Here is a 14,446-nt window from a genome sequence, read left to right on the forward strand (position 1 = left end):
GCCTTCAGAATTCGCCGCCGTCCACGCCTCGGTCCACCATCTCTTCAACACGGAACGCTGCCTCACTTCCAGATCGAATTTCAAGCGAAACCGCGCCGCCGCCCTCGCCGAGTGGCGCGGTCTCTGCGCGGCATAAGGGGCAGCCTTCCTGCCCTTCGTGAGACGGGTTCGACTTCGTCTGACACCTCCTCGATCCGATCGAGGTGCAACAATCAGCTCGCCTTGCGGGCCCGCGTCTTGAGAGCCCCGATCATGTCTTCGATGACGGCGCGATCGCCGTCGGACAATTCCTCAAAGCCGCGATGCAGCCGCTCGATCTGGAGGGTTGCGGCTTCGGGCTCCTCGGCCACCCCCATATTAGCTGTTCAGAATTCGAGGTCCAGCCGCAACCGGGTGGGTCACCTGCGGGTCCGAAAGCGCATTGAAGTCTTGTGGACACCAAAGGCACGCCAAGTCTATGTTTCCGTGCGCGGCAGACCGAATTGCAAGCCAAGTGTCCCGCAGAGGCGGATACGCGCCGCTATGTCAAACTGATTGGGCCCGAGACGATGCAAAACAAGAAAGATCTCATCTCGATCATTGTCCCCTGTTTCGATGAGGAAGAGGTTTTGCCCGAAACGCTGGCCAGGCTCGATGCACTGGCCAGTGCAAGACCGGATTGTGCGTTCGAGTTCATCTTTGTCGATGACGGATCGCGCGACGATACAGGCAGGATCCTGAGGGAGGCGGCCGAGAATGATGATCGCCTGCGTATCGTCATGTTCTCACGCAATTTCGGCCAGCAAATTGCCGTGACGGCAGGTATCGATGTGGCCCGCGGCGATGCGGTTGTCCTGATGGACAGCGACTTGCAGGATCCGCCAGAGACCGTGATACAGATGATAGACCGATGGCACGAGGGCTATGATGTGGTCTATGGCACACGCATGTCTCGCAAAGGCGACGACTGGTTCAAGCGAAGTTCGGCACGAGGTTTTTCGCGGGTCATCAACTATCTTTCGGAAATCCCGATCCCCGAGGATACCGGCGATTTTCGCCTGATGAGCCGACCGGTCGTCGAGGTGCTGAAACTGATGCCGGAACGGCACCGGTTCTTGCGGGGCATGGTCGCCTGGACCGGGTTCCGCCAGACCGCCCTTCCCTATGACCGTCCCGAACGCTTTGCCGGCAAGACCAAGTATCCGCTGCGCAAGATGATGCGATATGCGTTCGACGGGTTGCTGTCCTTTTCCATCAAACCGTTGCAGATATCGATTGCCCTGGGTCTTTTGGCGGCGGGACTTGCCGTCCTGGGGATATTGTATGCCCTGGTCATGAGGTTCTTCACATCGGTGTGGGTCGAGGGCTGGACCGCACTGATGATGGCTGTTCTGTTCCTGGGGGGCGTGCAACTGGTATCGCTTGGCATCATGGGCGAATATGTCGGGCGCATCTATCGCGAGGTACAGCGCCGTCCGCTTTACGTGGTGCGTGAGATGGTCGGTTTCGACGACGATACCGGGCCGGACCGGACACGGCGAACGGAATGAGGCGCAGCCCGCAGCTTGCACTGGGTTTCGCGTTGGCCGCATTCTTTCTGTGGCTTGCCCTGCGCAATGTCGATGGCGCTGCCCTTGCCGCAGCGGCGCGCGGGGTATCGCCAGTTTGGGTTGCGGCGGCACCGCTGGTATTGGCGTTGGGCTATCTTTGTCGAATCCTCCGCTGGCAGTCGATGCTGCGGCGACACAATCCCGACCTCTCACTGGGGCGCAGCACGGTGGCCATTGTCGGCTCGATCGCCGTCAACAACCTGTTGCCGCTGCGGGCCGGCGATGCATTGCGCACGTTTGGCTTTTCGCGCTGGCTGGGTGTTCCGTCCAGCGTGGTGCTGGCAACGGTCCTGATTGAGCGGCTTCTTGATATGGTCATCCTGATCCTTGCGCTGGCTCTGGCGCTTTGGGCCTTTTCCCTGGATATCGCCGCCGTTGGGCTGGCGCGTTCGGGCGGCACTGTCTTGGCTGTATTCGGGATTATCTCGCTCTTGCTACTGCTGCGGCCACGTCTGCTTGGGCCGGTCTTTGCAGGGCTGACCCGCGTAGCCCCGGTGTTCGGACCGGCAGCGCGCTATCGCATCGCAGGTTTCCTGGGGCCGTTGCGCGATACGCTGGCCGATCTGTCAGGCCGCCACGCGATGCCGGCCCTGATGGTCTGGTCGGTACTGGTCTGGTTTTTCGAGGGCGCGACCTATTGGGTTCTTGCACGGTCGATCCCGGCGCTGACCGCGCCCGAGGCAGCCTGGCTGGCCATGCCCACGGGCACCCTGTCGACCCTGCTGCCGTCGAGCCCGGGACATGTCGGCACTTTCGACTATTTTGCCCAACTGGCCACAACCGCCGCCGGCAACCCGCTGGCAGAGGCGACCGCTTTCGTGCTGATCACCCATGCGGTCTTGTGGCTGACAACGACATTGATCGGCGGCGTCTGCCTGCTGATCTGGGCACTGTCACGCAGCGGCAGCGACGCAAGATCGGCATGAAACGGCACATCGCGATCATAGGCGCCGGGTTCACCGGCCTGTCCGCCGCGCGCGACCTGGCCCGCGCAGGCCACCCCGTGACCGTCTATGATGCTGACAACCACGTCGGCGGGCTGGCCGGCGCGTTTGAGGTCGGCACACCGGGCGAGCATGACAGGCTCGACCGGTTCTATCATCATTGGTTCACCTCGGACCGCGCGATCATGGAGCTGATCGACGAGATGGGCCTCGGCGACCAGGTGGAGATCGAACCCAGCCTCACCGGCGTGTACTTCGCGAACCAGACGTTGCGCCTGTCCACCCCGCTTGATCTATTGCGATTTCCTGCCTTGCCATTTCAAGATCGGTTGCGGCTGGGATGGATGGCGCTCCGGGCGCGGCGGGTGACGGACTGGCACGCGATCGAGGGGCTGACAGCGGCGGAATGGCTGCGAAAGCTGGCGGGCGAGAACGTGTACCGGGTGATGTGGGAGCCGCTGCTCAAGGGCAAGTTCGGCAAACATGCCGAGCGGGTATCTGCGGTCTGGATATGGAACAAGCTGAAACTCAGGGGGGGCTCGCGCGGCAAGGGCGGGGCCGAACATCTGGGCTACATGCGCGGCTCGTTCGCCCGACTGGCAGAAGCAATGGCCGATGACATTCGCAGCCACGGCGGCGACATCCGCCTGGGCAGAATGGTTGAACGACTGACCCCGCGCCCGGACGGTGGCTGGCAGATCGAGGCCGGCGGGCACGTCGATTTGGCCGATGCGGTGATCGCCACGCCGGCGCCGCCGGTGGTGGCAGGGCTGATCGCAAACTGGGCGGATGCGACGGCATGTGCCCAGCTGGAACGTATCGAATATCTCGCCAATCTTTGTCTTGTGCTCGAACTCGACCGGCCGCTCGGCTCTACATACTGGCTGAACGTGAACGACCCGAGCTTTCCATTTGTCGCTGTGATCGAACACACCAATTTTCAGTCAGCCGCACGGTATGGCGCGCGGCACATCGTCTATCTGTCGCGCTACCTATCGGCGGATGATCCGGTCTATGGGCTTTCCGATGATGCTGTGCTGGACTTTGCGCTACCGCATTTGCAACGGATGTTTCCCCAGATGGAACGCCGCTGGATCATGGGCCATCATGTGTGGCGCGCACGCTGGGCCCAACCGGTGGTCGAGCGGCATTACTCTACCATGATCCCGCCCGGGGAAGGCCCCGCGCCGGGGCTGTATCTGTGCTCGATGGCGCAGATATATCCTGAGGATCGCGGCACCAACTACGCTGTGCGTGAGGGACGGAAACTGGCGGCCCGCCTGATCTCCGAGGCGTGATTTTCCATCACTCCCGGCGGGTCAATCCTGCGCGCGCCGCGCCCAGACCAACAGCAGGGCCAGCGCCATCAGGGCCATGACCAGCAGCCACGGAACCGCGCCCCCCGGGCCGCCCGCACCCGGCACGACCGGAATGTTGACCGGTGTTGCAGTCGGTGTGGTGGTGGCGCCAGGCGTTGGGGTGGGCCCCACCGTGGGTGTCGGTGGGACAGCCGTAGGCGTCGGCGGGACAGCCGTAGGTGTCGGTGGGACAGCCGTCGGTGTCGGTGGGACAGCCGTAGGTGTCGGCGGGACAGCCGTAGGCGTCGGTGGGACAGCCGTAGGCGTCGGTGGGACAGCCGTAGGCGTCGGTGGGACAGCCGTGGGTGTCGGCAGGACAGCCGTGGGTGTCGGTGGGACAGCCGTGGGTGTCAACGTCGGGGTCGGTCCGATGGTTTGCGCCCATGCCGCCGAACCCGCCATGGTCAGGCCGACGCTGATCGCAAAAATGCGTACAGAACCCATGATGTGCATGTCGGCCGACCCTTGGATAGCCTGAACTTCACTCCTAGACTAGCAATAGCGTGCACCACCTGGCAATAGCGCTCCGCATCGAGGAAGCGGTCGAGTCCGAGAACTGCACGAGAATCTTGGGCTTATCGCTCAAAAACACCGTTCCTGCGCGATCCGGAGGATTTTTCCGCCTGCCCCGTCATACAATACGGCCCCCAGGCCCAAGAGACGCTTGGTGTTGAGATCGGGGTAAGTCCGCTGCTCGACCTGGCCCAGAATTGCATAGCGGATGTTGAAACGCCGGATGATGGCGCAGCGCTCTGCGTCGCTGTCAGTCGTATAAAAGGTCCGAACTCGGGCCGCCCGACTGTTCGCCGCAGCTCCGTCACCACGCCACAGCCATTCATGGCCGGCCCAGCCGATCACTGTCGGGAAGCCGGTCATCGCCGAAACGCGCGCGGTTTCCCCGAACGCATCGCCCGATGCCTCGATCAGCGTCTCGCCGGGCGCCGGATCCAGTTGCCCGACCGCCTCGACCAGTGCGCGCTCGTCCCCCAGAAAGCCCAGCCCATCCAGCGACCGGATCACCGATAGCGGCTGATAAATATGAGGTGCATAGGCCAGGGTTGCCACCATCGGCGCCGCAGCCACCAGGGCCACGGCGAACCAGACACCGCCGCGCGCAATGGCCGGGGCCAGCGCGGCAAGTCCGCCGATCACCAGCAGCGACTGCGCGCGAAAGGTCAGTTTGAACATCGTATTCGCCCGTGCGAAATCGAGCCCGTAGATATCGCGCACGATCACCGCCTCTGGCAACGCGATCAGGATCAGCGCAGCCACCAGGACCATCGCAATGGCCAGTTGCTTGCCCGTGGATGTGCCCCGCCACCCCAACACAAAAAGCACCACCGCAGGCAGAACATGGGCGTAAAGCACCAGCAGCTGCCACAACGGGGTGCGCGCCGGTGCGGCCTCGATGCCGCTGGCAAAGGGGGTGAAGTTTCCCAGGAACGGTGCCGCCGTGACAAATGCGACGGCCAGCGTCAGAATGATCGCTTCTCCCAAACGGTCGAGCCAGGCCGCCGGTGCAGGGCTTTTCTGCACCGCCAGCACCAGCACCACGATCAGCGCGATCAGTCCCAGAACGGCCACATCCCAAGCATTTATCGCAGCGCAAAGACCCAGCACCCAGCCCAGCGCTGCTGCCTGGATACGGTCGGACGCTTCTTGCAAAAGACCGCGCCACAGGATTGCAAGCACGACCATCAATCCGAACAGAAAGATCGGTGTCGCGATGACATGGGCGTGCAGATCGCCCACTGCAAAGGCATAGGCGGGAAACTCGGTAAACGCCTTATCCGCGCCGGGCGGGTCAAAACCGATGAAACGGGTCGAGTCGGGGTAATAGAATGCCTCGTTGGTGGCAGGCATCACGCCACGAAAGAGCGTGTACAATATGGAATGAAAGTTGCCGCCATAAAGCATCAGCAATGCCGCAGCAGCCCCCAGGACCCGCGCGACCTGTATCCCGAACCCCGCAGCCAGCGCCACCGTAAGCCGCCAGCTGGCGAGCCCTGTCAGGGCGAACAGCATCGCCATGGTGATCTGATAGGTCTCTGCTGGTGGGACGCCGGCAACGTTGCCCCAACTGGCCGCCATTGCCTGGCCGACATAGTAGTAGTTGACCGATGCCCCGGCATACCAGGCATCCTGCGGGGGCATCCATTCGGCGCGCATCGCCGCTGCCAGCAGGCCCATGTCGGTGAATTTTTCCAGCCCCGTCAGATCGGCAAGCCCCAATCGCTGGGCCATACCGAACCAGAACAGCACGGTCAGGGCCGTGATCGCGACAAGCCCCTCTTTGCCCGCGTTCGGTACTGGCCCCAGCCACACCCGCGCCGCCATCAGCCCGATCAACCCGGCGGGCGCGGCCGCATCAAATGGCGTCACCCCCAGCGCGGCAAGCGCCCAGGGAACCCAGCCAATCACCGCCCAGGCCAGCAACAGCGCCGCCACCCAGCCCGTACCACCCGGAACCAGGCGCAGCGCCAGGGGCCGCGCCGCCCAGGCCCCCAACGTCAGCACAACAAGGGTGCGCAGCACCATGGCCAGTTCTGTTGGCGGCAGGCTACCGATCATGGTCCGCGCCTCCAGGCCTCTTGCAGGGCGTCGGCGTGGCAGGCCGCCGGATCGACAGGGCGTGCGATGCGCCGCGCGATTTCGTCCAGAGGCAGGGTTTCCTCGTTCCGAAGCAGGAACACCTCGGGGCGGTCGAACACCCGCCGGGTTTCCTCGGCCGGAAAATCAGGCGCGAAGAGCCGCCCGAATGGGCCGTCCCGGCGCATATGTGCCACTGGGACAAAGCCCAGATCACCATTGGCCAAGCCGGCGTAAAAACCGCAGATTACCGTTGCAGCGTCGGGCTGACGGGGCAGAACGGCCCAGTTGCGACTGCTGGCAATGATCATCCAACCAGCGCGTGACAGGGTGTCCGCAAGATCATCCGCCGTCACCCCCGGCGCGGTCAGTGGCAGGTCCAGCCGCGACTGCCCCCCGGTCTGGGCCAGATCATGCGGCTCGATCGCAACTGCCTCGCCCGGTGCGGCACGGGTGGTGAGCACGGCCTCGGCCACGATCCGCGGATCGGGGCGCAGATAGATCGCCGCCTGATCCACCCCCGCCATCACCATCAGGCCGATCCCCGCGACACCACAGGCCAGGGCAGCGCGGCTGACCAGCGGCTGGGCAAGACGCCCCACCGCCACACCGGCCAGGACAAGGATCACCGGCACGAGCGGCGCCAGATAGCGAACGAACCTAGCCTGCCAACCCAAAATGATAGCGGCGTAAAGGACGGCAAGGACAAGCCCGGGGGCCGCGAGGCGCCAGCTGTTGCGGGGCATCAGGACCAGCCCGAGAAAGGCCAGCAGCACGCCCACACCAGACGTGGCCGACCACAGTTGCCGCAACTCGTACCAGCCCGGAACCGTGCCCTGAAACTGCGCTGTCCAGAACACCGGTAAGCGGCCGCTGACAACATCGGCTTCAAAGCGCATCACGGCCAGCCATTCATCCGTCGCAAAGATCAGCGATGGCGCCGATGCCAGCGCCAGCAGCAGCGCCAGAACCAGACCCAACGCGGCAGCACGCAATCGTCGCGCCGGGGGACGGCCAGCCAATACCAGTGCCGTAAGCGGTATTATCGCCAGAACCAGCGCAGTGGTCTTGAGACCAAAGCCGATCCCGATCATCCCCCCCGCCCATAGCGCTGCCGCACCATCGCCGATGCGCCCGCTTTGCCACCGCGCGGCAACGAACCAAAGCGCCATGACCAGCAGGACAAGCGCGCTTTCGGTCGTGCCGAAATGGGCCCATTGCACCAACAGCGCCGACCCGGCAAATGCAGCTGCCGCCGCGATCCCGGCCACTGCCCCCGCCAATTGCCGTGCCAGCCCCGCCGCCAATGGTATCGTCGCCACAGACATCAACGCCGAAAGCAGCCGTGCAATATGGGTCAGGCACCCCGCATCGGCGGTGACACAGAACGGCGCAGACAGCAGCCGGGGCAGCCACAGTGCGAGGTCGTTATAGGCGTGAAACTCGGGGATCAGTCGCCCCTCGGTTCCCAGCTTGAGGGCGGCCCGGACCAGGTTGCCTTCGTCAGGATGCAGTCCCCGCCCCTCATCCCAGTAGAGCCCGGCCAGGCGCAGTGCCGCGCCGGCCAGAACCAGCGCAACAAGTATGTTTCGATACTGTCTTTCGTTCAGGATCATGGATTGCCCCGGCCACGGTGCAGGGCAAGAACGGGCAAGACCAGCAACAGAAAGTGCACAAGCGTGTTCTGAACCAGCCGCAACACGTTTCGCCAGGTTTCGGGCACGATATACTCAGAGGTGTAGTAGGCCCCCTCGCCATCGGGCAGCAGGACCAGAACCGGGGCCGTGTCTGCGGCCAGCGCCATGACCGCCACCGGCGCGGCCACGCAGAGCGCCGCCAACATCAACGGAAATGCCAGCGCCAACAGGCCGGGGCGCCTCAACACGCCGGCTGCGGCGACGATGACCGGCAACGCCACGGTGAAATGCTGCGGCTCGAGCGGCGCCCGATACAGCCGCAGCGGGTCGGTTCCGGCGACCAGCATCGTGCCGACCGACCAGGCGCCCTGCGCCTTGCCGATCTGGCCAACCTCTGCCTGGGCCACCCATTCCAGTATCCCGTTGGCCAGCGGCACCAGCAGGGCAGACACGGTTTCGGCCAAGGGTGCCCACAGCACCATCAGGATAGTCGCCAGAACAGCAAAACCAACCAGCCGCCCGGGCGGGATCAGAACGGCAGCGATGACGAGGACCGTGAACAGCGGAAGAATCCGATCATGCAACGGGCCGAAGGCCGCACCGCCCCGGTCAAGTGCCAGCACCAGCAGCACCACGCGCAAGAGATTGAACAACTGAATCGCAACAAGCCCGATCAGGGCGCGCTTGACACCCCAAGCAGTAGAGCCGTCCTGGTTCGGCGCCAAGACGGCAATCGCCGCGAACAGCGCGACGACCAGCCCCATGCCGTCGCAGACTTCACTGACGCGAACGGCCCACCCTGCCAGTGGGGCACGCAACTCGACCCCATGACGGACAAGATCAAGACCGAACAGTTCCAGAAGCGGCCGCGCCATGATCGCGATGCCTTGGGCAACGACTTCGCCCACGGCCTGACCCACCAGGCCCATCTCGATCGCAAATCCCAAAGCCAGCGCCAAAAGCGCCGCCAGGAATTGGCCAATGGGCAAGCCGAGGCTATGCCACAAGGATCAGAACCGGAAAGAGTAGTTCACCCGGCCATCGAGCCCGGAATATCCCGAATCATCGAAGTTCGTACCCAGACCGACATCCAACGTGGATCTCCCGGCCATGCGTTCAACCCCGACGAACAGCCGTGCCTGATTGTCGGAATGTACCGGCACCACTGCAACGGTACTGCCGCTGCTACCGGCCAGTCTGATCTGGGCTGATAGGTCAACATAAGGTCTAAAGAAGGTGCCCGCCTGCCCCCAGGTGTTGCGCATCTCCAGCGTCGCCGCCAATTGGTCGAAGGTGTAGGGCGCAACCGCCGCGCCACCACTTTCGATATAGCCGTCGTTGTGCTGATTGACGTAGAGAAGACCGAAACCGAGGGTCAAGTCGCCCATGGCCGAGCGGGTCACATAGTCGGCCGACAGGTCGGCAAAATAGCGCGACGCTCCGAAACTGCCGACAATTGCACCGCCGCCTCGCGCGACATCGTAGTCAAGCGACATTCCCCCCATCATGGCGGTAATGAAAAACTGCTCCGACACCGCGAAATCGGCTCCCATTGCCAGACCGGCGCCGGTGTGCTTGATCTTTCCATTGTCGCGCGGTGTACGAACGTCGCCATTTTCGCCGATCAATCCACCAAAATAAACCATCCCCCTTCCATTCCCCCCTCCCAGCAGCAGCGTGGCGACATCAAGCCGGCCATCAAGGGTCGACGTGTCGAGGAGGCGATGCGTCAGTGAGAAAGATATGGGTACCCGTCCCGCGCCGATGGCCGACACGCCCGACAAGCTGCCCTGGGTCGAAATCCGGGCGCCGTCACCCTGCTGGCGCAGTGGACGCACCTTTTCCCTAAGCGACTTCACGATGATGCCAGTGGCAATCTCGGTCAATTCAGAGACATGCGCCTGGGCGGAGCCGGGAACATTGTAGGCTAGAGCGCCGCTCGGCAGCCCTGCCAATAACGCCAGCGCGATCAGCAGGCCGTGGATGCGGGCTAATGTATCAGACACGGAAAACCTCGGCAGATTGGACCCATTCTAGCGGAACGATACCACGCAACCGGCAATCTGCAATTGTTTCCTGACATGCTTGCCATCAGCGAAGGCCAGTCACGTTGCCGAAAAGCCCCGCGAATGAATGTCAAAGACCTGATGGCAGGCCGCCTGTCATGGGTCATCCGATCGGCTATTCATCAGGGCACGGCGCAGGCGATTGGCATAGTGATCGGCATCAAAACAAGGCAGGCGACGGTAAATCCGGACATGTGGATGATCGTAGACGCGCCAGGGCTCTTGCGCCCAACTGTCGTCGAAAGGCAGGCCCGGAAGGGGATACCCTCGGTCGATCTCAAGTGCGAGTGCAAAGCAGGCTTCGCCAGAGAAGAGCATGGCGTAATGGGCGGTGGTCATCGGAAACCGGTCCGCCAGGCGAGGCATCACCGCCGATTGCCGATCCGAGGACAGGATCAGAAAATCGGTTTGCGAAAGGATGCCGGCCATCCGGCTGGCCTTTTCGGGGCTATCGGGTGCGGTCATGTCAAGCGTTTCAAAGGTGAACCAGCCGTCATGGCCGGGCCAGCGATACGGGCTGCCCGCCCCTGGTGAGACAATGCTGGGCAGGCTTTCGTCCCAGTCGGTCTCGTTGGTCAGATGTGTGCCGGCGGGCAAGCTCCACAGCCAGTGCGAGGCGGCAATGCGCGGATGCTGGCCGTCATGCAGGATGACCATACCGCTGCCCCACCAGAACGCCGCCGCTAAGGCCGCAACGATGGCCCTGGCGTCGAGCCAACGCACCGCCGGCGCCAGCGCCACCGCCATCGGCCCAAGGCCCGGCGTGGCGTACCGCAGCGCGCTGACCTGGCCCATCGCGGTCAGCACAACGAACCCTCCGAGCGCCAACAGCGGCACGATCACCGCGCCCCAGCGGCGTGGATGGCGCCACAAGAGCAGCCCAAACAGCCCGGTGGCGACCGGCCCGGCCCCGAACAGCACGAAATCACGCAGAAAGCGCAACACCCCATAGCCCGCGATCCATTGCCAATTGGGAGGAAAGTCTTCCCTTGCGGTGAACTTGCCAAGTTCGACGAAGTCCGCGATCCAGTCGGCCGAGGGGCGCAGGCCGAACAAACCCGGCCCCTCGAACGCGAATGGATTGGCCAGACGGAACACGGCCAGCGCCAGGATAACTGCAGCCGCCAGTGCGATCAGCGCACGCGCCGCACCCAGCCCCCCGCGTCGCCAGGCCAGAACCAGCGCGGCAATTCCCGCAGGCGCCAGCAGCACACCAGTGATCTTGCAGGCCAGCGCCAGCCCTGTCAGCGCGCCCGCCAACGCCGCCATCGCCACAGGGCCGGCCCGCCCGCTGCGTCCTGTCGCCAGCGCCAGCATCGGCACCATTGCTCCGGCAACTGCTGCCGACAGCCAGACATCGACGGTGTGAAAATTGGCTAGTTGCAGCGCGCTCGGCATGACCGTGTAGAGCGCGGCCACAACCAGCGCGGCAGTGTTTCCCGCCAGCAGTCGCGCACCCAGAAACACCGCCAGAACGGCACCAATATCCACCACCGCCGCCAGCGTCCGCGCCCCCCCCATGAAGGCGAACCAGTCGGTTGTCCCGGTCACCCATCCCACCAGCACCCCCGCGATCAGCGGTGCCTCGCCATAGACATAGAACTTTTCGCCGGCATGAGGGTTCAGTGGCGAAGCGGCCGACAGCCACCAGTCGGTAAAGGACAGCCCCGCATTGGCAGGATCGCGCAGCGCCTCGAACATCGCCTGGGTGACGAAATAGAGGTGCCTCTCATCGGGATGCAGCCCTGCGAAACCGTCCCAGCCTATCCCGTTCAGACGCAGCCAGGCCGCAAAGCAAAGAAGGGCAAACAGGGCCAGCCCCGCCTCAACCGGCGAGTCGTCAAAATGAAACCGCGGGAGAGACAAGCGCACGTGGCCGGGTCCAGTCAGTGATCCGAAACCATGAAACCAGACGACCGGTCTTACGGCAAGGATTCTCCCGGCCTGTGCCGCCTTCAGACCAGCCCGGCATAAAGCCGGTCAAAGGCGGCAAACACATTGCCGGGTGCAAAATGCTCATGCAGCACTTCGGGTTTGGGCGCACCGTTCGGCGGCCCCTCCAGCAAGACCTGCCGTAACGCCCGGGCCAGCTCCTGCGCATTGCCAGGGGGAAACAACACGCCAAACCCGGTCTCGCGCACGGGCAGGCGCATACCCGGGCGGTCCGAGACGACGCAGGGCGTGCCACGCAGCATCGCTTCGACCTGAACCATGCCATAGGCCTCGATCCGCACATTCGACGGCAGCACCAGCACGTCGATCCTGCGATAGAACCGGTCAAGCGACGCCTCTTCCAGAACGCCGTGATAACGGATCACACCTTCGGCCTCGGCCTTTTCAATCAGCGCATACAGATCATCAGCGTTGGGTGTGCCGGGCGGCTCTTGCGGTCCGGCTATCTCGACGCTGAACGGGGCATCCAGAACCGCCTTGAGATGCGGGATCGCGTCGAGCAGCAGTTTGAGGCTCTTGTCCGGCGATATCCGCCCGACAAAACCGATGCTATAGGGCGGTGTTGCTCGCTGCCAGGCCACCTGCTGCGGCGGCAGGTTGGGAACCGGCACGGGAATGAACATCAGCTTGCGATTGAATAGCGCGCAAAAACGGCTCTGGCTTGCATAATCCTCTGACAGCGCCACTATCCGCAACGAAAAGAAACCGGCACCAAGATGCGAAAACCGCAAGGCTTGTGTCGCGATCCAGCCGGCCGGGCCTTCGGTGGTGAAAGAACAAACATAGCTCATCACCACTCTGGCGCCACGCAGACGCGCGGCAAGAGCGGCAACCATGCTATCGGCCTGCGGGGCGACGATGTGAACAATATCCGCCCCCTTCATCTCGCGATGACAGGTGAACCAAAACCGGGGCATCAATGGCCCCTTGCCGACAAAGACCCAGACAGGCACGCGCACGATCCGGACCCCGGCAATGATCTCCTCGGCCTTCAATTCTGGATCATGAAGTTCGCAGATCACCGTCACCTCATGCCCGCTGGCCGCCATGTGTTCGGCAATGGGTGCCAGCCCCCGGGTCAGGCCCGAGATATGGGGGCTGTAGTAGGTGGTGGTATAGACGATCTTCATGTTTATGACCGGAATTGGTGGGTTGTTCAGCGATAGCGTAAAATCATCCAAACTCAAGAATGGATGGGCCTTACACCTGCGCGGACCCTGCGCTATCCTTGGCCGAAATCCAGATCCGAGCCGCTTCATGTTTTCGCCCGGCACTCTACGCGCACCATTGCGTCACATTGGCCTCGCCGCATGGTCCTCGGCGTACCGACTTGCCGAAGCTGAGCTGGGGTTCGCCTTCGGTCTGCCCTCGTATCTTGCCCGAGCTGCGCCGAACTGGCCCATCGCCCAAACCATTGCCGTCGATGTCGGTGCCTCTGTCGGGGTCTATACACGGGCCTTTAGCCGCTGGTGTCCGCGCATGATCGCGCTCGAGCCGAACGCAGACCTCGCGAACCACCTGCGGAAGCTTGCGCTGCCCGGCCTTAGCGTGGTCCAGGCCGCCGCCGGTGCGAATGCGGGCAATGGCACAATGTCCGACGACGCGACCGGCGGCTGGCGTCACCCGACTGCAAAATTGGGCGGGCAAGGCGGTTGGCAGCAGTCATGCCGGATCCTGCCGCTGAGCGATATTCTCACACCGACCCCGTCGGCCCTGGTGGTCAAGATCGACGTCGAAGGCGATGAACTCGCCGTGGTCAGGGGGATGGGCGAGCTGTTGCGCCTGCCGTATCTTCTGCTGATCATCGAAGTGGAACGACGGCCCATGGCCGATCCCGAGGCCTTGTTCGATCTCTTGGCCGCCAAAGGTCTTGGGGCCTGGCAACTGAGCTACGGTCGCCTCCACCGCGCCACGCCGCGTGACGTTCCAACCCCTCCGCCCGGCGGCGCGCCTCGCCTCGCAAGGCTACATGGCTACCGCAACAATTTTATATTCCGACGCGAACATCAGGCATAGCAAGCCACGATTTGGCGCTACCAGCGAATGCAAAGGCAATGTCAGAGGAACCTGGCTTGAGCCTGACTGATCCCCCCTACCCTGCCCGCATGACAAAACGCGACCCTTTCAAATACTTCAAAACCAGTCGAGAGATCATCCACCTGGCGGTGATGATGTATGTTCGGTTCCCGCTCTCGCTTCGCAATGTCGAGGACCTGGCTCGCACGAACGCGGCATCGATGTCAGCCACGAAGCTGTGCGGTTTTGGTGTCACCGGTTCGGGCCGTTTTTTGCCGCCGAGATCCGAAAGCG

General features: G+C 63.4%; 12 protein-coding genes and 2 pseudogenes. 6 read left to right on the plus strand and 8 right to left on the minus strand.

Annotated elements, in window-relative coordinates:
- A pseudogene (locus DL899_RS19970) lies at positions 1 to 136 on the plus strand (IS6 family transposase); the annotation flags it as partial.
- Positions 137 to 212: 76 nt separating this feature from the next.
- Here DL899_RS19970 and DL899_RS19510 read toward each other — a convergent pair.
- Positions 213 to 356, minus strand: a complete 144-nt coding sequence (locus DL899_RS19510) for a hypothetical protein (RefSeq protein ID WP_162685643.1) — start codon at positions 354 to 356, stop codon at positions 213 to 215.
- 192 nt (positions 357 to 548) lie between these two features.
- Here DL899_RS19510 and DL899_RS18000 point away from each other — a divergent pair, with 192 nt between their 5' ends.
- The 3 genes from DL899_RS18000 to DL899_RS18010 are packed head-to-tail and all read left to right on the plus strand — an operon-like array spanning position 549 to position 3,831.
- Positions 549 to 1,529 (plus strand): glycosyltransferase family 2 protein, encoded by a 981-nt coding sequence (locus tag DL899_RS18000; protein ID WP_111735735.1) that lies wholly within the window; start codon positions 549 to 551, stop codon positions 1,527 to 1,529.
- A complete protein-coding gene (locus DL899_RS18005) occupies positions 1,526 to 2,515 on the plus strand; it encodes a lysylphosphatidylglycerol synthase transmembrane domain-containing protein (RefSeq protein WP_111735727.1) in 990 nt (329 codons plus the stop codon). Before DL899_RS18000 ends, DL899_RS18005 begins: the two co-directional genes overlap by 4 nt.
- A complete protein-coding gene (locus DL899_RS18010) occupies positions 2,512 to 3,831 on the plus strand; it encodes an NAD(P)/FAD-dependent oxidoreductase (RefSeq protein ID WP_111735728.1) in 1,320 nt (439 codons plus the stop codon). The genes DL899_RS18005 and DL899_RS18010 overlap by 4 nt, the downstream gene beginning before the upstream one ends.
- 7 nt (positions 3,832 to 3,838) lie before the next feature.
- On the opposite strand, the gene DL899_RS18015 is transcribed toward DL899_RS18010, so the two are convergent.
- The 7 genes from DL899_RS18015 to DL899_RS18045 all read right to left on the minus strand — a co-directional run bounded on the left by DL899_RS18015 (position 3,839) and on the right by DL899_RS18045 (position 13,266).
- Positions 3,839 to 4,276, minus strand: a complete 438-nt coding sequence (locus DL899_RS18015) for a hypothetical protein (protein ID WP_162685644.1) — start codon at positions 4,274 to 4,276, stop codon at positions 3,839 to 3,841.
- A 197-nt stretch (positions 4,277 to 4,473) separates the two neighbouring features.
- A complete protein-coding gene (locus DL899_RS18020) occupies positions 4,474 to 6,462 on the minus strand; it encodes a DUF2298 domain-containing protein (RefSeq protein WP_162685645.1) in 1,989 nt (662 codons plus the stop codon).
- Positions 6,459 to 8,096: a glycosyltransferase family 39 protein gene (locus tag DL899_RS18025; protein WP_111735730.1), complete on the minus strand. Its 1,638-nt coding sequence runs from the start codon at positions 8,094 to 8,096 to the stop codon at positions 6,459 to 6,461. Before DL899_RS18025 ends, DL899_RS18020 begins: the two co-directional genes overlap by 4 nt.
- Positions 8,093 to 9,106 carry a hypothetical protein gene (locus DL899_RS18030; RefSeq protein ID WP_111735731.1) on the minus strand — a complete coding sequence of 338 codons (1,014 nt, stop codon included), beginning with the start codon at positions 9,104 to 9,106 and terminating at the stop codon, positions 8,093 to 8,095. Before DL899_RS18030 ends, DL899_RS18025 begins: the two co-directional genes overlap by 4 nt.
- A 21-nt stretch (positions 9,107 to 9,127) precedes the next feature.
- Positions 9,128 to 10,123 carry an autotransporter outer membrane beta-barrel domain-containing protein gene (locus DL899_RS18035; RefSeq protein ID WP_162685646.1) on the minus strand — a complete coding sequence of 332 codons (996 nt, stop codon included), beginning with the start codon at positions 10,121 to 10,123 and terminating at the stop codon, positions 9,128 to 9,130.
- A 156-nt stretch (positions 10,124 to 10,279) separates the two neighbouring features.
- A complete protein-coding gene (locus DL899_RS18040; RefSeq protein ID WP_162685647.1) occupies positions 10,280 to 12,055 on the minus strand; it encodes a glycosyltransferase family 39 protein in 1,776 nt (591 codons plus the stop codon).
- Between the two features lie 83 nt (positions 12,056 to 12,138).
- The gene (locus DL899_RS18045; protein WP_162685648.1) at positions 12,139 to 13,266 is read right to left on the minus strand and encodes a glycosyltransferase family 4 protein; all 1,128 of its coding nucleotides are present in this window, start codon (positions 13,264 to 13,266) and stop codon (positions 12,139 to 12,141) included.
- A 127-nt stretch (positions 13,267 to 13,393) separates the two neighbouring features.
- Here DL899_RS18045 and DL899_RS19975 point away from each other — a divergent pair, with 127 nt between their 5' ends.
- A complete protein-coding gene (locus DL899_RS19975) occupies positions 13,394 to 14,152 on the plus strand; it encodes an FkbM family methyltransferase (protein ID WP_275426803.1) in 759 nt (252 codons plus the stop codon).
- An 89-nt stretch (positions 14,153 to 14,241) separates the two neighbouring features.
- Positions 14,242 to 14,446: pseudogene (locus tag DL899_RS18055) on the plus strand (IS6 family transposase); the annotation flags it as partial.

Origin of the sequence: Roseovarius amoyensis (assembly GCF_003260265.1) — a bacterium.
In the GTDB taxonomy this organism is placed as follows: Bacteria; Pseudomonadota; Alphaproteobacteria; order Rhodobacterales; family Rhodobacteraceae; genus Roseovarius; species Roseovarius amoyensis.

Coding starts and splice junctions, on each gene's coding strand:
- DL899_RS18000 (WP_111735735.1), top strand. CDS start 549: ATGCAAAACAAGAAAGATCTCATCTCGATCATTGTCCCCTGTTTCGAT.
- DL899_RS18045 (WP_162685648.1), bottom strand. CDS start 13,266: ATGAAGATCGTCTATACCACCACCTACTACAGCCCCCATATCTCGGGC.
- DL899_RS18020 (WP_162685645.1), bottom strand. CDS start 6,462: ATGATCGGTAGCCTGCCGCCAACAGAACTGGCCATGGTGCTGCGCACC.
- DL899_RS18005 (WP_111735727.1), top strand. CDS start 1,526: ATGAGGCGCAGCCCGCAGCTTGCACTGGGTTTCGCGTTGGCCGCATTC.
- DL899_RS18025 (WP_111735730.1), bottom strand. CDS start 8,096: ATGATCCTGAACGAAAGACAGTATCGAAACATACTTGTTGCGCTGGTT.
- DL899_RS18015 (WP_162685644.1), bottom strand. CDS start 4,276: ATGGGCGCAAACCATCGGACCGACCCCGACGTTGACACCCACGGCTGT.
- DL899_RS19510 (WP_162685643.1), bottom strand. CDS start 356: ATGGGGGTGGCCGAGGAGCCCGAAGCCGCAACCCTCCAGATCGAGCGG.
- DL899_RS18010 (WP_111735728.1), top strand. CDS start 2,512: ATGAAACGGCACATCGCGATCATAGGCGCCGGGTTCACCGGCCTGTCC.
- DL899_RS19975 (WP_275426803.1), top strand. CDS start 13,394: ATGTTTTCGCCCGGCACTCTACGCGCACCATTGCGTCACATTGGCCTC.